Source organism: Bacillus sp. JJ634, assembly GCF_036962285.1.
GTDB classification, from domain to species: domain Bacteria; phylum Bacillota; class Bacilli; order Bacillales; family DSM-1321; genus Peribacillus; species Peribacillus asahii_A.
Map to the genome: position 1 here is coordinate 17,104 of NZ_JBALMU010000068.1, position 21,164 is coordinate 38,267.

19 protein-coding genes are annotated in these 21,164 nt (G+C 39.9%); 5 read left to right on the forward strand and 14 right to left on the reverse strand.

The genetic code is table 11. The annotated features are described in order from the left end of the window. Positions 1–109 precede the first annotated feature (109 nt). The 13 genes from V7068_RS11745 to V7068_RS11805 all read right to left on the reverse strand — a co-directional run bounded on the left by V7068_RS11745 (position 110) and on the right by V7068_RS11805 (position 14,447). A complete protein-coding gene (locus V7068_RS11745; RefSeq protein ID WP_499712950.1) occupies positions 110–889 on the reverse strand; it encodes an enoyl-CoA hydratase in 780 nt (259 codons plus the stop codon). A gap of 87 nt (positions 890–976) precedes the next feature. Then, positions 977–2,521 (reverse strand): acyl-CoA carboxylase subunit beta, encoded by a 1,545-nt coding sequence (locus V7068_RS11750; protein WP_499712951.1) that lies wholly within the window; start codon positions 2,519–2,521, stop codon positions 977–979. 121 nt (positions 2,522–2,642) lie between these two features. Beyond that, positions 2,643–3,545 carry a hydroxymethylglutaryl-CoA lyase gene (locus V7068_RS11755; RefSeq protein ID WP_499712952.1) on the reverse strand — a complete coding sequence of 301 codons (903 nt, stop codon included), beginning with the start codon at positions 3,543–3,545 and terminating at the stop codon, positions 2,643–2,645. A gap of 34 nt (positions 3,546–3,579) precedes the next feature. After that, complete coding sequence (locus V7068_RS11760) at positions 3,580–3,792, reverse strand: acetyl-CoA carboxylase biotin carboxyl carrier protein subunit (RefSeq protein ID WP_499712953.1); 213 nt, start codon at positions 3,790–3,792, stop codon at positions 3,580–3,582. Then, positions 3,789–5,165: an acetyl-CoA carboxylase biotin carboxylase subunit gene (locus V7068_RS11765; protein ID WP_499712954.1), complete on the reverse strand. Its 1,377-nt coding sequence runs from the start codon at positions 5,163–5,165 to the stop codon at positions 3,789–3,791. The genes V7068_RS11760 and V7068_RS11765 overlap by 4 nt, the downstream gene beginning before the upstream one ends. Before the next feature lie 40 nt (positions 5,166–5,205). Next, positions 5,206–6,063 (reverse strand): 3-hydroxyacyl-CoA dehydrogenase family protein, encoded by an 858-nt coding sequence (locus V7068_RS11770; RefSeq protein WP_499712955.1) that lies wholly within the window; start codon positions 6,061–6,063, stop codon positions 5,206–5,208. A 5-nt stretch (positions 6,064–6,068) separates the two neighbouring features. Continuing rightward, positions 6,069–7,202: an acyl-CoA dehydrogenase family protein gene (locus V7068_RS11775; RefSeq protein WP_499712956.1), complete on the reverse strand. Its 1,134-nt coding sequence runs from the start codon at positions 7,200–7,202 to the stop codon at positions 6,069–6,071. Between the two features lie 68 nt (positions 7,203–7,270). Next, positions 7,271–8,437, reverse strand: coding sequence for a thiolase family protein (locus V7068_RS11780; RefSeq protein WP_499712957.1), 1,167 nt, complete (start codon positions 8,435–8,437; stop codon positions 7,271–7,273). Between the two features lie 578 nt (positions 8,438–9,015). Beyond that, entirely contained in the window at positions 9,016–10,449 is a 1,434-nt protein-coding gene (locus tag V7068_RS11785) for a sigma-54 interaction domain-containing protein (RefSeq protein WP_499712958.1), read from the reverse strand. Positions 10,450–10,753: 304 nt separating this feature from the next. After that, positions 10,754–11,677, reverse strand: a complete 924-nt coding sequence (locus V7068_RS11790; RefSeq protein ID WP_499712959.1) for an ATP-binding protein — start codon at positions 11,675–11,677, stop codon at positions 10,754–10,756. A gap of 93 nt (positions 11,678–11,770) precedes the next feature. After that, positions 11,771–12,052: a LytS/YhcK type 5TM receptor domain-containing protein gene (locus tag V7068_RS11795; protein ID WP_499712960.1), complete on the reverse strand. Its 282-nt coding sequence runs from the start codon at positions 12,050–12,052 to the stop codon at positions 11,771–11,773. 326 nt (positions 12,053–12,378) lie between these two features. Next, positions 12,379–12,849: a hypothetical protein gene (locus V7068_RS11800; protein ID WP_499712961.1), complete on the reverse strand. Its 471-nt coding sequence runs from the start codon at positions 12,847–12,849 to the stop codon at positions 12,379–12,381. Positions 12,850–12,989: 140 nt separating this feature from the next. Next, entirely contained in the window at positions 12,990–14,447 is a 1,458-nt protein-coding gene (locus tag V7068_RS11805; RefSeq protein WP_499712962.1) for an amidase, read from the reverse strand. Between the two features lie 122 nt (positions 14,448–14,569). Here V7068_RS11805 and V7068_RS11810 point away from each other — a divergent pair, with 122 nt between their 5' ends. Both V7068_RS11810 and V7068_RS11815 read left to right on the forward strand, forming a co-directional pair. After that, entirely contained in the window at positions 14,570–15,301 is a 732-nt protein-coding gene (locus V7068_RS11810) for a response regulator transcription factor (protein WP_499712963.1), read from the forward strand. A gap of 365 nt (positions 15,302–15,666) precedes the next feature. Then, entirely contained in the window at positions 15,667–15,852 is a 186-nt protein-coding gene (locus V7068_RS11815; protein WP_499712964.1) for a hypothetical protein, read from the forward strand. 76 nt (positions 15,853–15,928) lie between these two features. Here V7068_RS11815 and V7068_RS11820 read toward each other — a convergent pair whose 3' ends face one another. Then, positions 15,929–16,819 (reverse strand): LysR family transcriptional regulator, encoded by an 891-nt coding sequence (locus V7068_RS11820; RefSeq protein ID WP_499712965.1) that lies wholly within the window; start codon positions 16,817–16,819, stop codon positions 15,929–15,931. Between the two features lie 411 nt (positions 16,820–17,230). On the opposite strand from V7068_RS11820, the gene lpdA reads away from it, so the two are divergent. From lpdA to V7068_RS11835, 3 genes are all read left to right on the forward strand, one after another. Beyond that, positions 17,231–18,655, forward strand: coding sequence for a dihydrolipoyl dehydrogenase (lpdA, locus tag V7068_RS11825; protein WP_499712966.1), 1,425 nt, complete (start codon positions 17,231–17,233; stop codon positions 18,653–18,655). Between the two features lie 481 nt (positions 18,656–19,136). Continuing rightward, entirely contained in the window at positions 19,137–20,150 is a 1,014-nt protein-coding gene (locus V7068_RS11830; RefSeq protein WP_375351726.1) for a thiamine pyrophosphate-dependent dehydrogenase E1 component subunit alpha, read from the forward strand. 12 nt (positions 20,151–20,162) lie between these two features. Next, entirely contained in the window at positions 20,163–21,146 is a 984-nt protein-coding gene (locus V7068_RS11835) for an alpha-ketoacid dehydrogenase subunit beta (RefSeq protein ID WP_499712967.1), read from the forward strand. Positions 21,147–21,164: the final 18 nt, after the last annotated feature.

The following is a 21,164-nucleotide window of genomic DNA, read 5'->3' on the forward strand; positions in this document are numbered from 1 at the left end:
ATTTAACTCTTTTGGAAAATTAAGGGAATACAAATACTATTTTAACAAACCTTCAGCCTCTAGTAGAATAATATTTTTAACCCTTATATCATCAAACCTACCTAGTTCTTTATTTGTGTGTAAATTGAGGAGTACGTTTTTCGATAAACGCTTGAACCCCCTCTTTTACATCTTCTGTTTGAAACACTTCCCCAAATAGATGTGCTTCTCGTTCAAGTGCAGCATCAAAATTTTGATCCATTCCTTCATCAACAGCTCGTTTAATACGAGATAGAGCTTGTAGAGAATATCCTGCAATTTTTTGTGCTATTTTATAAGCTACCGTCATGCCTTCTCCACTCGGTGCAACCTGATTAACTAAACCAATCCTCAGTGCTTCGTCCCCGGATATCGGTTCCCCTGTAAACATCATTTCTTTCGCTTTTGCTTCTCCAACTAATCGAGGCAGACGCTGTGTTCCACCGGCACCTGGGAAAAGTCCTAATTTAATTTCAGGCAACCCAATTTGTGCATGGGCCTCCGCAATTCGAATATCGCAGGTTAGAGCTAATTCGCATCCTCCACCTAGAGCCAACCCGTTTATGACTGCGATTGTTGGCTGAGGTAAAAAATCAATTAGATTGAAAACACGGTGCATATGCATGGAGAACTCTTTGACATCATTTTTCCCTATCTTATCTGGAAACTCTTTAATATTTGCTCCCGCCATAAATGCTTTACTTCCTGATCCTGTTAAGATAACGCATATGACTTCCGGATCTTTCGCTACCATATGGAAAATCTCATCTAACTCCTTAACAACCTGATGACTTAAAATATTCAATGGCGGATTATCCAAAATGATAGTAGCGATTCCTTCCCTTTTCTCCACACGCACTAATTTTGACATTTAACACCCTGCCTTTCTTCAAGTTATTTTTTTGCCTTTCTTCGCTGTCTTTTAAACTTTCACTCTCTTCTTTTAGAATGATAGAATTTAGACTGGATATACTGGGTGCTTCCGCTCAGAAAAAACCACATCCTTTGATGAATACGCATCAAATCGAGTCACTAATTCATCGCGTAATGAATTTGGGGCAATAATCCCATCGATAATCATTTCTGAGGCTAATCGATAAATGTCTATATCCTGCTTATACTCCTCCCTCTTCTGTTCTACAAAGGAAGCCCTCTCATATTCAGGTAATTGTGCAATTTTATTGGCATAGACAGCATTTACTGCGGCCTCTGGGCCCATTACTGCAATTTGGGCTGTAGGTAAGGCAAGGCAGCAATCTGTTTCAAACGCAGGTCCGGCCATGGCATACAAACCTGCTCCATAGGCTTTACGGACAATAATAGAAATTTTAGGTACAGTCGCTTCAGACATGGCCGAAATCATTTTTGCCCCATGTCTAATGATTCCTGCCCGTTCAACCTTGGTTCCAATCATAAAACCTGGTACATCAACAAGAAATAGAAGTGGAATATGGTAAGCGTCACAAAGGGTAATAAATTTTGCAGCCTTATCCGCCGTGTCGTGGAATAACACTCCACCCTTAACACGAGGCTGATTGGCAATAATCCCGATTGCTTTTCCATTTATTCGAGCTAAACCAGTAATCAATTCTCCAGCAAATAATTTCTTGATTTCAAAAAAGGAACCTTCATCAATAACTCGATCAATCAAATCATACATATTAAATGGTGCATTCTGATTTGTCGGGATAATCTCTTCTAATGTTTTCTCAAACTGCTTAGGTGCCAATTCCTTCTGTACAGGAGGTTTCTCAGCAAAATTAGCTGGAAAATAAGCTAGATAATTTCGTGCCATTTCAATTGCTTCTTCTTCGTCCTTGGCTAACACATCTCCACATCCGGACACGGAACAGTGCATACGAGCCCCACCCATTTCTTCCAGGGTTACTTTTTCTCCGATGACCATTTCCGCCATCCGAGGAGAACCCAGATACATCGACGCATTTCCGTCCACCATTATTACCAAGTCACAAAAGGCTGGAATGTATGCCCCACCAGCCGCGGATGGACCAAACAAAATACATACTTGAGGAATCTTACCGGAGAGTTTGACTTGATTATAAAAAATCCGTCCCGCTCCTCGTCTTCCGGGAAACATTTCAATTTGATCTGTAATTCGTGCACCTGCTGAATCAACTAAATATAAAAGAGGAACCCGCATCTTTTCTGCCGTTTCTTGCATGCGAATAATTTTTTCTACCGTTCGGGACCCCCAGGACCCCGCCTTGACTGTTGAATCATTCGCAATTACGCAAACAGTTTGACCATGGATTTTTCCTATAGATGTGACGACTCCGTCAGCCGGCAAATCTCCTTCCACGCAATTAGCAAAAAGGGCATCCTCCAATTCAACCCCCGAATCAAACAGCCTGCTCAGACGATCTCGTACAAACCATTTTCCCTTGTCTGCGTTTTGTTGATGATACTTGGCGTCTCCACCCTTTTTAATAGCTTCGATACGATTCTGTAAGCTAGATTCATGAGATGGCAATTTAATCGTCATGTTTTCTCCTCCCTGATTTTACTGACCTGTCCCCTGTCTTACTCGCCCTTGAACACAGGGATTCACTTTTCTTTAAAAGCTCGAATCGATCTTTCATTCCCTCCCCCTTATGTACTTTCTCTTAGCTATCCGTTCCACAAGCTTGCAAGGTATGGCTAGGCAGAGGTTTTCCTAATCTTTCTTGAATAAAAAGAGCCGCTTCATGCATTTTTTCCCGGTCAATCCCTGTCTGGATTCCCATTCCCTCCAACATATAAAGCAAATCATCGGATGCAACATTTCCGGAGGCCCCTGGAGCATACGGACATCCTCCCAAGCCCCCTATGGCCGCATCAAACGTACTAATCCCCATATCAAGCGAAGATAAAATATTTGCTATAGCCATGCCACGAGTATCATGAAAGTGCATTGCTAATTTCTTTGCGGGAAAATACCGGAGAAGATTCTCCAATACCTTTTGTACCTGTGTCGGATTTGCAACACCGATTGTATCGCCAAGCGACAATTCCTTAATTCCCATGTCAAACAAAGTATTGGATATCCGGACAACATTTTCGATTGAAACAGGTCCTTCGTATGGGCAGCCGAATACTGTTGAAATATATCCACGGACAGACTTTCCTGCTGAAAGAGCATCCTGGACTACTTCCTCTAAAACAGAAAATGTATCTTCTATGGATTTATTGATATTTTTTCGATTATGAGTTTGGCTTGCTGACATAAAAACGGCTACTTCATCCACATTAGCTTCTAACGCTTTCTCCAACCCTTTCGGATTAGGGACAAGGGCTGTATACACAACCCCAGGAACGTGCTGAATCCCTTTGACTACATCACTAGCATCGGCAAGAGCTGGAATCCATTTTGGATTTACGAAAGAGGTTATTTCAACATGCTTCAATCCAGTTAAGGATAGTTGATTAATCCAGGAAATTTTATCTTCTGTCTCAATCCATGCTTTTTCATTTTGCAGTCCGTCACGTGGTCCTACTTCTTTGATTGTTACGCTTTCTGGCCATTTCATTCTGAAAGCCCTCTCTTTCAATGCGATGTGAAATTCACTCAATTTCTACAAGAATATCTCCTTCATTAACAAAGTTCCCTTCCTGTGCTCTAACTTCTTTTACGATGCCAGAACTTTCAGCTGCCACTGGAATTTCCATTTTCATAGACTCCAGAATCATCACATCTTGACCTGCCTCTACTGCATCTCCTGTCCCCACTAATACCTTCCATACATTACCTGCCATTGTTGCTGTAATCTGACTCATTTGAATGTCTCCTTTTTTAAGCCGTTCGGCTCTGTTGTTTTTAAATGTTTCTCCACAAAACTTGTCGTCGTATCTCCACTGAAAAAAGCAGGGTGCGCGGCTACTTTTCGCAACATCGGAATATTCGTTTTAATCCCCTCTACCCAATAGTTTGCGAGCGCCCCTTTTAAACGCTCTATCGCTTCTTCTCGATTTTTTCCCTTCACCACCAATTTAGCAACCATCGGATCATAGAATGGAGTAACCGCTAAGCCTTCATGAACAGCCAATTCATGGCGGATTCCAGCACCCTCCGGTGTAACGAATTTCGTAATCGTACCTGGTGACGGAAAGAACGTCGTAGGATCCTCCGCATAAATCCTTGCTTCCATGGCATGACCCTCAAGCTTAATCTTCGACTGCACTAAACCAAGCGGTTCTCCGCATGCAATTCGAAGCTGCTTTTCAACCAAATCAATTCCTGTTATCTCCTCCGTTATCGGATGCTCCACTTGTAAACGCGTGTTCATTTCTAAGAAATAAAAATTCTTTTCTGCGTCGACCAGAAACTCGATAGTACCTGCGTTCTGATACCTAAGTGACTGAGCTGCCTTAACAGCCACTTCCCCCATTTTCCTTCGTGTATGCTCATCTAGAAAAGAAGACGGCGCTTCCTCCACAACTTTTTGGTGGCGGCGTTGAATGGAGCATTCCCGTTCCCATAAATACACGGTATTCCCATATCGATCAGCGAGGATTTGAATCTCAATATGCCGTGGATTTTCCACATATTTTTCGACGTACATAGCTCCATCTCCGAAAAAGTCAGTGGCCCGTTTCTGGTTGCCTACGTAAGCTTTACGAAGTTCTTTTTCACTACGAACAACTTGCATCCCTATTCCGCCCCCTCCTGCTGAGGCCTTTAGCATTACTGGATACCCCATAACATTGGCGACTTTCACCGCTTCTTCTACATCCTCCAAGGGATATGAAATACCGGGAACTACAGGAACTCCCGCTTCTTCCATGGCTTTTCGCGATTCAATCTTACTTCCCATACGGGCAATAATTTCAGGCGAAGGTCCAATGAATACAATTCCTGCCTCTTCACACAAATGGGCAAAAGCAGTATTTTCAGAGAGCAGTCCATATCCAGGGTGAATCGCTTGTGCCCCTGATTCCTTCGCAATTTCTATAATCTTATCCATATTCAAATAACTTTCATTTACACGAGGTCCCCCAACCAAATATGCTTCATCCGCCATTTGAACGTGTGGTGCTTCCATATCTGCTTCAGAATAGATTGCTACGGTCGAGATGCCCATTGTGTGGCAAGTACGGATAATCCTAGCGGCAATTTCCCCACGATTGGCAATTAGAATTTTCGTAAACATCCTTCATTCCTCCGTGTTCTATCATTTTTCCATCTATTTCTCATACATGTAGAGTCCTTTTTTCATACGTGTAAAATCCTTTTCCTGATTTTCTTCCTAAATCCCCGGCTGCCACCATATTTTTTAATAGAGGACAAGGTCTATATTTTGGGTCCCCAAACCCTTCGTAAAGGGCCTCCATCGCTGCCAAGGCCACATCCAATCCAGCCATATCAATAGTCTTCAAAGGTCCCATTATATGTCCATAACCGCTTACAAAACCTTGATCAATATCTTCTGGAGTTCCTACCCCTTCCATAACCGCATAACATGCTTCATTCACCATAGGAAGCCATATGCGATTCATTAAAAATCCAGGGAAATCCTTCTGAGCCACAATGATTTGCTTTCTTAACCTCTCCCCTACCTCTATCGCTCGCTGAACTGTCTCCTCCGAAGTCTTATGTCCCTTCACAATCTCTAGAAGCGGCATCATCGGTACTGGACTGAAAAAGTGCATCCCGATGACTTGCTCCGGACGACGAGTGACCGCGCCAAGGTTCGTAATAGATAAGCAGGATGTATTGGAAGCAAGAAGAGCTCCTTCTTTGGCCACTTTATCAATCTGTTTAAATACGTTTTTCTTCAGTTCCAAATTTTCTGGTACAGCTTCAATGATGACGTCCGCACTCTCGATTCCATCCCAGTACACTTGAAATTCAATACGAGAAAGAATACCCTCTGAATCTTCAATCTTTCCTTTTCTTTCAAGGTGACTTAAGGAGTCTCTAATTCTTTTTCTAGCTAAATCAATTCCCTCTTGATTAATATCAGCGATGCATACGTCCATCCCTGACTGAGCTGCTACTTGAGCAATTCCAGATCCCATCAATCCCCCGCCAATTACAAATAGTTCCATCGCTTTTACCCTCCTAAGATTTGTTTAGCTATAATCAAGCGTTGAATTTGATTCGTTCCTTCATAAATTTGTGTAATCTTGGCATCTCGCATCATCCGCTCTAACGGATATTCCTTGATGAACCCGTATCCCCCCATTAATTGAACAGCGTCGGTCGTTACCTTCATCGCTGTATCCGAGGCGAAACACTTAGCCATCGAGGAATTTAGGGGCACTCCCGGTTGCTTACGGTCAATCATTTCAGAAGCCTGGTAGACAAGTAGTTTTGAAGCTTCAATCTGCATAGCCATGTCTGAAAGCATAGCCTGAACCATCTGAAAACCACTCAATGCTTTCCCAAACTGCACTCTCTCTTTTACGTACTCCCTAACGTAATCATACGCACCTCGCGCAATCCCCAAGGCTTGAGCCCCAACAATAGGTCGCGTTTCGTTAAACACATTCATCATAATAGAAAAACCTTGTCCTTCTTCTCCGATCATATTTTCCTTTGGAACTCGTACATTTTCTAAAATGACGTCTCGTGTTGCAGATCCCCGAATTCCCATCTTGTCTTCCTTTTTCCCAAAAGAAAGGCCCGGTTTTCCATTTTCGACAATGAATAAGCTAATCCCATTAGTTCGATGCTCTGAGGTACGTGCTACAATTACGTAGATTTCCGATTCGCCTGCATTCGTGATAAATACCTTTCTTCCATTAAGAATGTAATCATCCCCGTCTTTTTCTGCCCTAGTGCGTATACTAGATACATCCGATCCTGCTCCTGGTTCTGTAATACCACAGGACCCGAGCACTTCTCCTCTAGCAAGTGGCGTCACGTATCGCTCTTTCTGTTCCTCGCTGGCACCAATCAAAAATGGACCAATGGCTAATGCCTGGGTAGATAATGCAACTGATGTGGAAGCGCAAGCAGCAGCTACCTCTTCTACTACCAGTGCGTGACTCACCATATCTGCACCAATTCCACCGTAAGCTTCCGGTACATGGACACCGAAGAAGCCATGCTCCGCTAATAGGCGAATATTTTTCCAGGGAAACTCTCCTGTTTCATCTACTTCTTTGGCATGAGGGGCAATTTGTTCCTGAGCAAGATCACGGGCTACTTTCTGAATCATGGATTGTTCTTCTGTTAAAAACATAGATTGTTCCTCCTTTTTAATTCACTTTCGTTTTTCCCGGCCAAATAACGGCCTCAGAATCATATACCTTACACTCGTTCAATAATCATCGTTGCACCTTGACCGCCACCGATACAAAGACTTGCCAATCCAAATTGTTTTTGTTGTCGAATGAGTTCATGCAGAAGCGTAACTACAATTCGAGCACCTGAGCACCCTACCGGATGTCCTAAAGCAATCGCTCCACCATTCACGTTTACTTTTTCTTCATTTATTCCTAATTCATGCATGACGGCCAGTGTCTGTACGGAAAAGGCTTCATTGATTTCGAATAAATCAATGTCATGAATGGACATCCCCACTTTTTCAAGTGCCTTTTTTGTCGCTGGAACTGGACCAATTCCCATTATCGAGGGATCAACCCCAGCAGAGGCAACAGAGCGAATTCGGGCGAGTGGCTCAAGCCCCAATTCTTTTACTTTTTTCCCCGAAACCAGGACCACCGCTGCTGCTCCATCATTTAGACCGGATGCATTACCAGCTGTCACCGTACCATCCTTTTTAAATGCAGGATTCAACTTTTGAAGTTTTTCTAAGCTGGTTTCTTGAGGATGCTCATCCGTACGCAATTCTTGATTTCCCCGGCCATTCACAGGAACGATTTCTTTGTCAAAATATCCTTTTGCCATTGCTTGCTGAGCCTTTTGCTGACTGGCTAAAGCAAACCTGTCCTGTTCTTCCCTAGAGATTTCATATAGTTCTGCCAAATTCTCGGCGGTGACACCCATGTGATAGCCTTCCATTGCACACTCAAGCCCGTCATAAATCAAACTGTCCACTGTCGATAGCGCTCCCATCTTTTTCCCCCAGCGTGCATCCAATACTAAATGCGGAACATTGCTCATACTTTCCGTTCCTCCGGCAACAATGATATCCGCCTCACCGGCTAAAATCTGCTGATAACCTAGTCCAATCGATCGCATCCCTGAGGCACACTGCTTATTAATAGTCATCGACGGAACAGTTACTGGTAATCCAGTCTTGATGGCAGCCTGCCTTGCCGGGTTGCCTTTTCCTCCGGCTTGAAAAACGTTACCAATGATTACTTCATCAAACTGTTCGACTGCAATGTTAGAACGCTTTATAACAGCCTCCATAGCAATAGCCGCTAACTCTGATGATTTTAAATGGCGAAGCATTCCTCCAAATTTCCCAATAGGTGTTCTTGCTGCTGAAACAATATAAACCTCTTCCATTTCCCATTCTCCCTTTCCTAGTTTAGAAACAAGTTGTCATCTTTCCACAAATACGCTAATGCGTTCATATGAAATCAAACAACATTTCATATTCATGGATTCCCCAAACTAATTCCAAACTGTATAAATTTTCTGTTCAGTAATGATTAGCTGCTACTAAAACAATCTGGATCTTCATGCCAGATTTAACATCAACTCCATGGATGACGATGCATGTATTGCGACACATGATGTCTGGATGAAATCGGTTTCAAATGGCTATAATTTGAGTCATTGATTTCTTCTTGCCTTGGTAACTATTTATAATGCAAAACTCGTGCCAATTCTGACTTATTAAACAAAAATCTACAGAAACCTTAATTCTTCAGCCTTTAATATAGAATTTTCTATTTTAGTTATTACTTAACTCACATATAACGGTGCGATAAAGCACCATTACAGACTCAATGCATGTGCGTTTTCGCACCACATTCCACAAAATTTGAAAATTCCGTTATCTTAATTGGATTCAGACTAAGAATAGAAAGATATTTACGCTTTCTTATTACATAAAAAACGCGGTGCAATTTCGCACCGCGTTATTGTTCTATTTTATATTTTTGTATCTTTCTAACTAAATTGGAGTGGTGAATCTCTAAATGGCGGGCCGCTTCCCGAATACTTTTATATTGTTGAAGAGCACTTATAATCATTTCTTTTTCCAACCGTTCTTTTGCCTCACGAAGAGATATTGATGTCCATTCCATACTTACTGGTTTTCCAGTTATCTCGCGTTCCAGCTTCATTTCCTCCGGTAAAAGTGTTGTTTCTATAATGTCACCTTCCGCCATAATGACCATACGCTCAACAAAATTCTCTAACTGTCTTACATTTCCCGGCCAAGAGTAGTTCTCCATCGCATGACAAGTCATTACATCAAATTTTTTTCGACATCTATATTTATCATTAAACTTATCTAAGAAATGACCAGCTAATGGGATAATATCTTCCTCTCGCTCTCTCAATGGAGGAATATCAATAGGAATTACATTTAAGCGATAAAATAGGTCTTCTCGGAACTCCCCTTCTTTTACCATCCCCTCCAAATCCCGATGTGTAGCAGCTAGAAAGCGAACGTTCACTACCTTCGGACGGTTGCCTCCAACAGCATAAAATTCTTTAGTTTGAATCACACGCAGGAGCTTCGCTTGGAGATGCAAAGGTAAATCTCCAATTTCATCGAGTAATACAGTTCCCTCATTAGCCATTTCAAGTAATCCTACTTTACTCCGGTTAGCTCCAGTAAACGCTCCCTTCTCATAACCGAATAATTCTGCTTCAATTAAAGATTCGGGAATTGCAGCACAGTTAATTTGAATAAAAGGTTTATCCGCACGATTACTCGTTTTATGAATCGTCTTGGCAATCACTTCTTTTCCCGTTCCAGATTCACCTCTGATAAGAACCATCGCTTCAGTTTTCGCAACTTTAACTGTCTTCTCCAAGATTTGTTTCATCTTATAATTCCGAGTAACAAACTGGTCAGTTTCTAAAAAACGAGTTCGGAGCTCTTGTAACTCGGAGTAATCAATATCTTTATATCGCTGATGTTCCTGACGAAGCTCATTAATTTCGTTAAGATCGTGGTAATTGGCAATATAAAAAATGATATGACCGTTCCGGTCTAAAATAGGTTGGCTTGTAATAAACACTTCTTTTCCCGTTTTTAGTTTCTGTGCAATTGTCAATGGATTCTTTTTAAGTTCTTTAAGCGAATTATGAATAAGAATCCCTTTCTTCTCCATTTCCTTTGTAGTTAATCCAATAATTTCGCTAATGGGGAAGCCGGATATTCTCTCCAGTGCACGGTTGGCATAAAGGACTCGTCCCCCGCGATCGGATAGAATCAAACCTTGGTAAGAGTAATCTAAGTAATAAATCAATTTCTTGAAATCCAACTGTTTTAAAACTGGATCATAGAACAGATCATGCAGTTTATCTGAACTCATAAAGTTATCCATTTTACTTCCCATCCTGATGCTGTACCCTCCTAATCATATGCCATATAATATATTGATTTTCAAAACATTATACTACTATTAAACAAATAAAGGTAAATATAGTAAATAATTAAAATAGTTTAATTACAATCTATTGTTTTGAGACACAAAAAAGACAGTGTATATGCACTGTCCTTAAAGTTAACCTTTTATTAATTATCAATAGAGTGGCATTAATGTAGTTTAAATTTTCTGATGTTTACATTTTAATCAACACTAAGTGAGTCCCTATATAATAAAAATCCCTCTCCAATTTATCCTACGAATTCTAGTCTCTTTAGGACTGTTGATGTTGGACAAGCAAATTACCTTTTAACAATTCTCCTTCATTCAGTGCGATAGGAAGTTTGATAGAAAAGCAGGTTCCTTTCCCTTTCTCACTTTCTACATGAATGGTTCCGTTCATTCCTCTGATAATACTATAGGATACCATCAATCCAAGTCCTGTTCCCTTTTCTTTTGTTGTAAAGTATGGCTCACCAAGACGGTTAATTTGTTCTTGTGTCATACCTAGTCCTTGATCCCGAATATCAATTTGAATGGTGGATTGTGTACAGCTATAACGAATTTGAAGTTCCCCACAGTTTTGAATAGATTCTATTCCATTTTTCATTATATTAATTAAACATTGTTGAAACTTTTTTCTGTCACCTTTGACAAAAAAAGTTTCATCCTCCGTTAATGATAGACTTACGTTTACTCCATTCATGTTAGCTAAGGGACTCATAAGATTACTTACATATTGTATTTCTGTAGAAACCCTTATCTTCTCTTCCTTATCAGGAGTTGGCTTTGCGAACGTTAAATAATTATTAATCACTTCTGTTGCACGATCTAATTCTTTTAACGCAATTTCAGTATAATCTTTTCTTGTTTGTGCGGATACATCCTCAGATAACATCTGGATAAATCCTCTGCTTGCAGTAAGTGGATTCCGAACTTCATGAGAAATACTAGCGGCAAGATGGCTCGCCAGTTGTAATTTTTCTGCTTTTATTAATTTTTGTAACACTTGAAAATTTGTTTGGATACCTTCCCAGAGAATAGTAGCAATCAATATGCCAATGACATAAATAACAATGTATCTTACCCAAAAGCCTATTTCAACGCCTACTCCCGTTATTTCTAAAATAGGAATAGAAGCTATTAAAGTAAACAAAGTAATAGATAAATTCACCAATACTTTTTGTTTGATGGTCATTTTTAAATAGTATTTGGATAAAAAGAAAATGATAAAACCTATTAAAGGATAAATGATAAGGGTTAGATAAAATGCCCCTTCACTTCCCCAAAATTAACGAATACTTAGAACTAAAACCAATAAAATTAGCCCTAATCTATAACCACCATATAACCCACCTATAATAAATGGGATTAAGCGCAAATCCAAAACAAACTGCTTATTTATTTCAAGAGGAAATAACATACTTAGAACAAGGGAAAGTACAGGAAAAATAGCTAATATCCATCCCTTTAATTTCTCAATTTGATAGATATATTTTATTAGATAGAACATTTGTATCAAAAAAATAGGAAAGATGGTTAATAGAAAATTAATCAATAAATCTTTTGTCATAAGATCCATAGTAACACCTGACTTCTATCAGTTTTTAGTATAAGCATCCTCAATTCATACAAAATCACAGCTATTCCAGAAGGAAGAGTTATAATTTGAGTCATTACTGTCTTCTTTCCTTCGCAACTATTTATAATGCAAAATTCATGCCAATTCTAACTAATTAAACAGAACCTACAGAAACCTTGATTTTCCAATATTAAATATAACATTTTCTGTTCAAGTAATTATTAAATTTATCCATAACGGTGCAATAAAACACCATTATGTAATGCGTTTTCGCACCACATCCCATATAATTTAAAAATTTAGCTATTTTAATCTAATTAAGGTGAGGAAAGTGAAGGCGGTTGGCGCGGACTGCCTTTGAATTTACTTCTATGTAGGTATACGGGAGATACTTCTTGAATGAGCGTCAGCATGACTGCATAATGAATTTGCTTGCAAGATTGCTCCCTTGAATAAAGCGCGGGGCTCTGAAGACCGCGCTGGATGATTGAAGATTTTCTTCGAGTGAGCGGAAAAAGCTCCAAAGAAGAAACCCTCGAAACAAGAAAAGAAGAAAACAACTTTTCTTTGTTAGAAGAAAGGTTGTTTTCTTCCTTGCTGTTGCTTCCATGTAGGTATGCGAGAGAGGCTTCTTGAATAGGGGTCAGCATGGCTGCATGATGAATTTGCTTGCAAGATTTGCTTCTTCGAGTAAGACGAGCGGCAAGCTCTGGAGCCCCAACCTGAAGCTTTAGCTGAAGGTGGCGGTGGAGGAGATTGGCGCGGGCTGCTTTTGAACTCGCTTCCATGCAGATATGCGGGGAAAGCCTCTTCGAGTAATCGAAGAATGCTTCAACGAAGAAAACTTCAAAACAAGAAAAGAGGAAAACAACTTTTCTTGTTTAAAAGAAAGGTTGTTTTCTTCTAAAATATATTTTTATGACATTATTTATATTGTATTTGTTATGTTGGATACATGAATATTAGGTCTCTTATCTTTCCACGGTGTTGCTTTTTCTAATTGTGAAGCTAATTGTAGTAAAGTGGCTTCATCAGCAAATCTTCCAGTAAATTGCATGCCGATAGGTAGTCCATTCTTACTTGTTTTTAATGGAAGGGAAATCGAAGGCTGACCAGTGGCGTTAAATAAATTAGTAAATGGTGCATAGGTGAAAATTTGTTCAGTCCATTGTTTAGCATCAATGTTTGGATTATTTGCATTTAAAACCCCTATTTCAGCAGGTAATGTAGCAATGGTTGGAGATAATAATACATCATAATCGGTAAAGAAGTGACCTACAGTTCTTGAAACCGTAGCATTGGTTTCAATTGCTTCCAACAAATCTGATGCTCTCATTTCTTTTCCGTATAAGTAACACTGCCAGATTGCTGCTTCAATATTTTTTTCAGTTGGTATTTTTCCTGTAAGTTTCGCTGCACCCTCAATCATTTTATAAATATTCGCTGTCCAAATATTTAAAGTAGCTAAACCAAATTGCTCTGCATTATATTTTGGTGTATCTTCCACAACTATATGTCCTAGATCTCTACATAGTTGCACTGTTTCATGCAATGCTTGTATACATTCCTCATCTACAGCAACCCCAGTAGCAGGTCTCCCAGTCCAAGCAATTTTTAATGGTTTTACAGGCTTTTCTATTAATTGTTTATATTCTTCAGATGGTGCTTCAGGCCACCCATAGCAGCCGATATCTGGACCACTTACTGCATCAAGTAGATGAGCGGTGTCTCTTACGGTCTTTGTTAAAGCAAATTCAATGGCAATTCCGTTAAGTGGTTCACTATTGAAAGGCCCAGCAGGGATTCTTCCCCTTGTTGGTTTTAAACCTATGAGACCACTACAAGAGGCTGGAATTCGAATAGATCCACCACCATCATTCGCATGAGCTACTGGAACAATTCCAGCTGCAATAGAAGCTGCAGATCCACCACTGGACCCACCAGGGCTATGATTTAAATTCCATGGATTCCGTGTAGGGCCATATAATACAGCTTCTGTTGCTGCATTATAACCGAATTCAGGAGTAGTTGTTGTTCCAACTGTAACAAAACCAGCTTTTTTAAACCTCGCCATTAATTCACTATCAATTGGGAATACAGCATTTTCCGCCAATCTACTCCCCATACTCGTTGGCACATCTTTAGCATGCAACACAAGTTCCTTAATTAAAAATGGCACACCGGTAAAAGAACCTTCTGGCAAACCACTTTCAATTTCATTGATTGCTTGTTCTTCAAGAATGGATACGACCGCATTCAAATCTGGATTAAGTTCATTAATTGCCTTAATAGAAAGTTGGACGAGTTCTTTAGGCGTTACCTGTTTATTTTTAACAAGCTCCGCAAGACCTAACCCATCATAACTTGCAAATTCTAATAAATTCATAAATTCATCCCCCTCCATTTACCTACATTCTACTTTATATGGGATATTTTCCTATTACCCGAAAGGATAAATTTACCGCAATTTAGAATATTGATTTATATTTAGTAAAAAGGAGAAATGGAATGCAACTAACAAAAGTGGAATATAACAATGTTCTTTGTGCAGTAGAAGAATTAGCAAGCAAACAGCTCAATACAGATATAAATAAATACCGTACAGAAGTTCTTCATATTCTAAACAATGTTTTAGGTTATAATCATTCATTATTTTGGTTTATTAACGAAAATCAAAAGTTAATGGAACCCATTTTATTAAATATAGAAGAGCAATCACTTCAAGAATATCACCAGTATTTTTATAAAAAAGATTTTCTTCATCCAATTAATTTAAAAAAGAAAAAAAGAGTTCAAAAGCTAAATGATGTGATTTTATTTTCAGAGTATTTACAATCGGAGTATTATAACGCATTTATGAAAAAAAACAGATTCATAGACGAAATGGCACTATACTTGGAATATAATGAGGAATTGGTTGGTGCGATAGGTTTAGTACGAAACAAAGAAGAAAAACAATTCACTATTTCAGACTATATAAAACTTAATTATCTTGTAAAGCAAATTGAAAGCGGATTCAATTTGCAGCGCGTTATGAAATCCATAGAAAAAGAAAGTGTACCGTTAACAATGCGAGAACAAGAAATAGTGAATCATCTTCAAAAAGGAGAAAAGAACAAAGAAATAGCAAAAAAACTTTATGTTAGTGAAAACACAATAAAAAAACACCTACAAAACTTATATCGAAAATTCAATGCAAACAACCGAACCGAATTGTTGTATAAGTTAAATAATATGTAAAAATGAACTTCTACCGTGGAAAGCTGTAACAATTGTAGATGGTTCTGTCTTACTGATTGTATTTTTGGGGGGTACAGACACATGCCCAATAAGCTAAAGAAACACAAGAATTACAACGGTTTCTATCTCCCCCTTACGCAGCTGTGTAGTCGGTTAGAGGATTCTACAAAGAAACCTTCTAAACAAGAAAAGAAGAAAACAACTTTTCTTGTTTAGAGGAAAGGTTGTTTTCTTCCTTGTGGTTACTTCCATGTATTGATGCGGAGCGGGACTTCTGTGAATGAACTTCGGCATGGCTGCATGATTGATTTTGCTTACAAGAATGCTTCCTCTACTAGAGCACGGGGCTCCAGAGACCGCGCCGGATGCGGCAGCAGAAGGCTGTTGTCGGAGGAGACTCGGGCGGTTGCTGCGTGAATAGCCGATTAAGTGAATTGAGAAAAAATCTAACAAAAAACACAGATAAACGAAGAAAAGAAGAAATCAATGTTTCATCTTTTCTTCGTTTATTAATATCAAAATTCAATACTCTTCATTATTTAAAAGCATAATTAAATAATCCATAGTATAAAGGACCAACACAGATAATCAGTGTGGTCAGCAAATTGTGTTTAGCTATATGCAACCCTACTCGGTTTGAAATGTTTCGATGAATCGGAGAGCACTTTCAGATAGTCGACGGTCCTTTAGCCAAATTACAGCTGTTTCAGCTTGGGTAGGGAAGTCTAGGATATCCACCACTTTTACCTTGGTACTCAGATGGGAAGATACAAAATTCTTAGGAAGAATCGATGCTCCAATTCCAGCTATGATGAGTGAAAGAATGACAGATACATTCGGACATTCGCAAACGATATTCGGTTCGAAATCGTATCTTCTGCACTCATGAATCACTGTTTCGTGGTAAGACCTCTCTCTGTCTCCGTACACATGCAACATCAGAAGAGGGATTTCTGCAATATCTTTCATACGAATCGCTGTTTTTGTTGAAATAGGGATATCCCAATCTCCGGGCATAACCAAGACAAATGGCTCCCCCGGTAAACGGATCATAGAAATGTTATTCATTTTTAGTGGTAATTTTAAGATGGCAATTTCAATATTTCGTTTTTCTAAGTGCTCTCTTAGGTAGAAGGGGCCTCCTTCCCATAGTTTAAAATGAACAAGAGGATATTGTTGCCGAAAATAATGAATTCTCCCCGTCAGATGTGGAATGCAGGAGACGTACGTGCCAATCGACAATACCCCGTGTAAACCTTCACCCGTTCCTTTTATATCTGTAATGGTTTGGTCTAATTGATTTAAAATACTTTGGGCCCTGTTGTACAATAATTTACCTGCTTCAGTTAATTCCAAGTTATGACCATTTCTCTCCAGTAATGTGACGCCAAGTTCTTGTTCCAAAAGTATAAGCTGTCGGCTCAGAGGAGGTTGTGCCATATGAAGTCTTTTTGCAGCACGAGTGATTTGTCCTTCCTCGGTAATGGTAACAAAATAACGAAGTTGCTTGATGTCCATTTTGAAAAATACCCCTTTTTTGAATTTTTATACCTTTATTATATATAAAACCAATAAAATAGATATTTTTCAAATAGTATCTGAGTATGGTAACATGCAATTAGTTGGAAAATTATTCAAATCTAGTTATTTAATGGTTGTTTTCTTTGTTATTTGCATTCCCTTTTAAAAAGAAGAGAGTGTTTTTGTGAGTCAAAGAAAGCGCTATCATTTCCCGTCCTCTAAAATTCATTTCAGTGTTGACGATGAAGTTTTTTATTGGAAATGGGGAGTTATAAGGAGGATTTCAATATTGAGATGTCTCATTAGAAAATGATTAATAGACTATCAAACACGAACTAGGGCAATGAAATTCTTCCAAAAGAAGTTAAGACTGATAACCTAAAAATTCATATATGAGGGGGATATGCAATGTCGACCAATGAATATGATTTAGTCGTACTAGGAGGTGGGACTGGTGGCTATGTTGCCGCCATCCGCGCCAGCCAGTTAGGCATGAAGGTAGCTGTTGTCGAAAAAGATAAGCTTGGCGGGACCTGTCTACACCGGGGATGCATTCCAAGTAAAGCGCTTCTTCGGTCTGCTGAGGTGTATCATACTGTTACCCAAGGTCCTGAATTTGGAGTAGAAGTTTCTAATATATCCATAAATTTTCTTAAAATGATGGAGCGAAAACAAAAAATCGTCGATCAACTTCATCAAGGTGTTCAATATCTAATGAAAAAAGGAAATATCACGGTATTCCAGGGAGACGGACGGGTGCTAGGGTCTTCCATCTTTTCGCCACAAGCCGGAGCGGTATCTGTAATGCGTATGGACGGGGATTCAGAAATATTAGTACCAAAGAATTTACTGATTGCTACTGGTTCAAGACCAAGTAAACTTACCGGATTGGAAGTAGATGGCATATCTGTAATAACAAGTGACGAAGCTCTTCAGCTGGAATCCCTACCTAAATCGATTCTTGTGGTCGGAGGTGGAGTCATAGGGATTGAATGGGCATCCTTACTTAACGATTTTGGGGTAGATGTGCAAATCGTAGAATTTGCGGACCGTATTCTTCCTTTAGAAGACGCTGAAATAAGTAAGGAAATGACCCGATTGTTGAAAAAACGGAAAATCCAAATTCACACAGGTGCTAAGGTCCTACCTGAAACATTTTCAAAGGAAAGTGAAACTGTCACCATACAAGTAGATAAAAATGGAGGATTAATCACTCTTCAAGCTGAAAAGATTCTCGTTGCAGTTGGTCGTTCTGCGAATGTCGAGAACATAGGATTAGAAAACACAGAAGTGAGAGTAGAGAAGAACGTGATTCAGGTGAATGAGTATTTCCAAACGGAGGAAAGTCATATCTACGCTATTGGTGATGTCATTGGAGGATTGCAATTGGCCCATGTAGCTTCACATGAAGGCATTCTCGCCGTAGAACATATGGCAGGACTCGCCCCTCACCTTATAGATTACACCATGGTACCAAAAGTGACGTATAGTCGTCCTGAGATAGCTAGTGTTGGATGGACGGAAGAAGAGGCAAAACATAAAGGGTTTTCGATTAAAACTGGCTTATTCCCATTCAAGGCAATAGGAAAAGCACTAATCTTTGGGGAACACGATGGCTTTGTCAAGTTAGTCGTCGATGAAAAGACAGATAACTTGCTAGGAGTTCATATGATTGGCCCTCATGTATCGGATCTGATTGCAGAAGGAGCATTAGCGAAAGTATTGGACGCCACTCCATGGGAAATTGCCCAGACCATTCATCCTCACCCGAGCCTAGCAGAGATTATAGGGGAAGCTGCTCTCGCTGTTGAGAGAATAGCGATTCATTCTTGAACTACTCACCACTTAATTTTCCAACGAAAATTTGAAGTGGGAGCTTCCTGCGAACACCAGTGTATCCACTAGTTTTTTAGCAGGCTCTACCCGTAGTCCCTACGGTGATTGCAAAAATATCTTGTATGTTGAACTCGCCACACGCCCTACTCTGCTTGGTTTTCGCTACTTCGGTGCGTGTGGAGGCGATTAGAACGTTGAAGATTTTACCTAGCAGACGATTTTCCTGCTAGAACCTCATATCTTCAGTTTTCAAAGAACAACTTACAAGTATATTATAGTACACTTGTTCGTGTTGTTCAACAATTTAGGCTACCGCCTACCGCCTACCGACATTCATCTCCCACCTACTCATTGGGCTACGCCTTTCACACTCCTTGAGGTGGGAGTCTTCTGTCGGGAAACGATAAAAGGGATTTACGAAAAGGAAAAGTTAAGAATGAAAATAATGGAATTCAAAAAATCCTAGGAGGGTAATTATATGAATAGAACTGAAACTGTCCAAATCGAGAACAGGCATCGAGCTCTAGGTTTATCAGATGAACAGGTCCTTGGCATGTATCAGAATATGGTTTTGGCACGAAAAGTAGATGAACGGATGTGGCTACTAAACCGTGCGGGAAAGTTACCTTTCCTAGTTTCTTGTCAGGGTCATGAAGCTGCAGGGGTTGGAGCTGCTTTTGCACTAGATAAAAAGAAAGATTTTCTTTGTCCGTATTATCGAGACATGGGAATGGCCATTGTATTTGGGATGACGGCAAAGGAATTAATGCTTTCTGCTTTTGCTAAGGCGGAAGATCCGAACAGTGGTGGACGACAAATGCCAGGGCATTATGGTAGTACAAAGTATAATATTTTTTCTGGTTCCAGCGTCGTGACAACCCAAGTTCCACATGCCGTAGGAATTGCATTAGCAGGGAGAATGCGTGGCGAAGACTTGGTGGTTTTAACTGCCTTTGGGGAAGGCTCTAGTAATCAGGGGGAGTTCCATGAAGCGGCTAACTTTGCTGGAGTACACAAGTTACCGGTCATCTTCTTTTGCGAGAATAACAAGTATGCGATTTCTGTTCCTCTTGAAAGGCAGGTTGCTTGTGAAAGTATTGCAGATAGGGCAAAAGGATATGGGTTTACAGGTGTAACTGTAGATGGGAATGATCCCCTTGAAGTATATAAAGTTATGAAAGAGGCAGTAGAAAGAGCAAAAGCGGATGATGGACCTACGTTGATTGAAGCTGTTGTCTATCGTCTAATGCCCCATTCTAGTGATGACGATGATCGGACCTACCGATCTCGTGAAGAAGTCGAAGAAGCTAAAAAGAAAGATCCTCTTGTTTCCTTCAGTACGTACCTAAAGGAAGTAGGATTATTGGATGAAAATAAAGAGAAGGAGATTCATGATTGGATTGTCAAGGAAGTCGATGAGGCAACCGAGTATGCAGAGAATGCTCCAACTCCAGCTCCAGAAGATACACTAAGACACGTTTATGCAGAATAGGGGGAAAAAAGAATGACAGTGATTTCTTATATTGATGCAATAACACAAGCTTTGCAGGAGGAAATGCAACGCGACAGAAATGTATTTGTGTTAGGAGAGGATGTTGGGGTTCGTGGCGGGGTATTTCGTGTTACACAGGGACTCCATGAAGAATTTGGAGAACGAAGAGTGATAGATACTCCATTATCAGAAGCGGCCATTGCGGGTGTATCGATTGGGGCAGCTGCTTATGGAATGAGACCTGTAGCAGAAATTCAATTTGCTGAGTATATTATGCCAGCTGTCAACCAGATTGTGAATGAGGCAGCTAAACTGAGATATCGCTCGAATGGTGATTGGAATTGTCCGTTAGTGATTCGCGCTCCTTATGGAGGGGGAGTTCATGGAGCCCTCTATCATTCACAAAGCGTTGAAGCCATGTTTTGTAACATTCCAGGTCTAAAAGTAGTAACTCCATCTACTCCTTATGATGCTAAAGGATTATTGAAAGCAGCTATACGAGATGAAGATCCTGTTCTTTTCTTTGAACACAAGCGTTGTTATCGATTAATTAAAGGACAGGTGCCGGACACGGATTATATTGTTCCGCTTGGGAAGGCAGATATTAAGCGAAAAGGAGATGACATCACGGTTATCTCTTATGGCCTTACGTTACATTTTGCCTTGGAGGCGGCAGAAAGGCTATCCCAGGATGGCTATAGCGCACATATTTTAGATCTACGTACCCTTTATCCACTTGATAAGGAATCTATTGTTGAGGCTGCTCGCAAGACAGGCAAAGTATTAATAATTCACGAAGACAATAAAGAGGGAGGAGTTGGGGCTGAAGTCGCAGCAGCAATCTCAGAGGAATGTCTTTTTGAATTAGATGCACCGATTAAACGCCTTTGTGGTCCTGACGTTCCTGCAATGCCTTATAGTTCATCAATGGAGAGGTTCTTTATGCTCAATCCAGATAAAGTATATCAGGCCATGAAAGAATTGGCCCAATATTAATCGAATCAGGAGGAGAAA

What these genes read in the sequence shown, in the direction of transcription:
- V7068_RS11745 (WP_499712950.1), bottom strand. Translation starts at nt 889, where the DNA reads ATGTCAAAATTAGTGCGTGTGGAGAAAAGGGAAGGAATCGCTACTATC.
- V7068_RS11750 (WP_499712951.1), bottom strand. Translation starts at nt 2,521, where the DNA reads ATGACGATTAAATTGCCATCTCATGAATCTAGCTTACAGAATCGTATC.
- V7068_RS11755 (WP_499712952.1), bottom strand. Translation starts at nt 3,545, where the DNA reads ATGAAATGGCCAGAAAGCGTAACAATCAAAGAAGTAGGACCACGTGAC.
- V7068_RS11760 (WP_499712953.1), bottom strand. Translation starts at nt 3,792, where the DNA reads ATGAGTCAGATTACAGCAACAATGGCAGGTAATGTATGGAAGGTATTA.
- V7068_RS11765 (WP_499712954.1), bottom strand. Translation starts at nt 5,165, where the DNA reads ATGTTTACGAAAATTCTAATTGCCAATCGTGGGGAAATTGCCGCTAGG.
- V7068_RS11770 (WP_499712955.1), bottom strand. Translation starts at nt 6,063, where the DNA reads ATGGAACTATTTGTAATTGGCGGGGGATTGATGGGATCTGGAATTGCT.
- V7068_RS11775 (WP_499712956.1), bottom strand. Translation starts at nt 7,202, where the DNA reads ATGTTTTTAACAGAAGAACAATCCATGATTCAGAAAGTAGCCCGTGAT.
- V7068_RS11780 (WP_499712957.1), bottom strand. Translation starts at nt 8,437, where the DNA reads ATGGAAGAGGTTTATATTGTTTCAGCAGCAAGAACACCTATTGGGAAA.
- V7068_RS11785 (WP_499712958.1), bottom strand. Translation starts at nt 10,449, where the DNA reads ATGGGAAGTAAAATGGATAACTTTATGAGTTCAGATAAACTGCATGAT.
- V7068_RS11790 (WP_499712959.1), bottom strand. Translation starts at nt 11,677, where the DNA reads ATGACCATCAAACAAAAAGTATTGGTGAATTTATCTATTACTTTGTTT.
- V7068_RS11795 (WP_499712960.1), bottom strand. Translation starts at nt 12,052, where the DNA reads ATGACAAAAGATTTATTGATTAATTTTCTATTAACCATCTTTCCTATT.
- V7068_RS11800 (WP_499712961.1), bottom strand. Translation starts at nt 12,849, where the DNA reads ATGGAAGCGAGTTCAAAAGCAGCCCGCGCCAATCTCCTCCACCGCCAC.
- V7068_RS11805 (WP_499712962.1), bottom strand. Translation starts at nt 14,447, where the DNA reads ATGAATTTATTAGAATTTGCAAGTTATGATGGGTTAGGTCTTGCGGAG.
- V7068_RS11810 (WP_499712963.1), top strand. Translation starts at nt 14,570, where the DNA reads ATGCAACTAACAAAAGTGGAATATAACAATGTTCTTTGTGCAGTAGAA.
- V7068_RS11815 (WP_499712964.1), top strand. Translation starts at nt 15,667, where the DNA reads ATGCGGCAGCAGAAGGCTGTTGTCGGAGGAGACTCGGGCGGTTGCTGC.
- V7068_RS11820 (WP_499712965.1), bottom strand. Translation starts at nt 16,819, where the DNA reads ATGGACATCAAGCAACTTCGTTATTTTGTTACCATTACCGAGGAAGGA.
- lpdA (WP_499712966.1), top strand. Translation starts at nt 17,231, where the DNA reads ATGTCGACCAATGAATATGATTTAGTCGTACTAGGAGGTGGGACTGGT.
- V7068_RS11830 (WP_375351726.1), top strand. Translation starts at nt 19,137, where the DNA reads ATGAATAGAACTGAAACTGTCCAAATCGAGAACAGGCATCGAGCTCTA.
- V7068_RS11835 (WP_499712967.1), top strand. Translation starts at nt 20,163, where the DNA reads ATGACAGTGATTTCTTATATTGATGCAATAACACAAGCTTTGCAGGAG.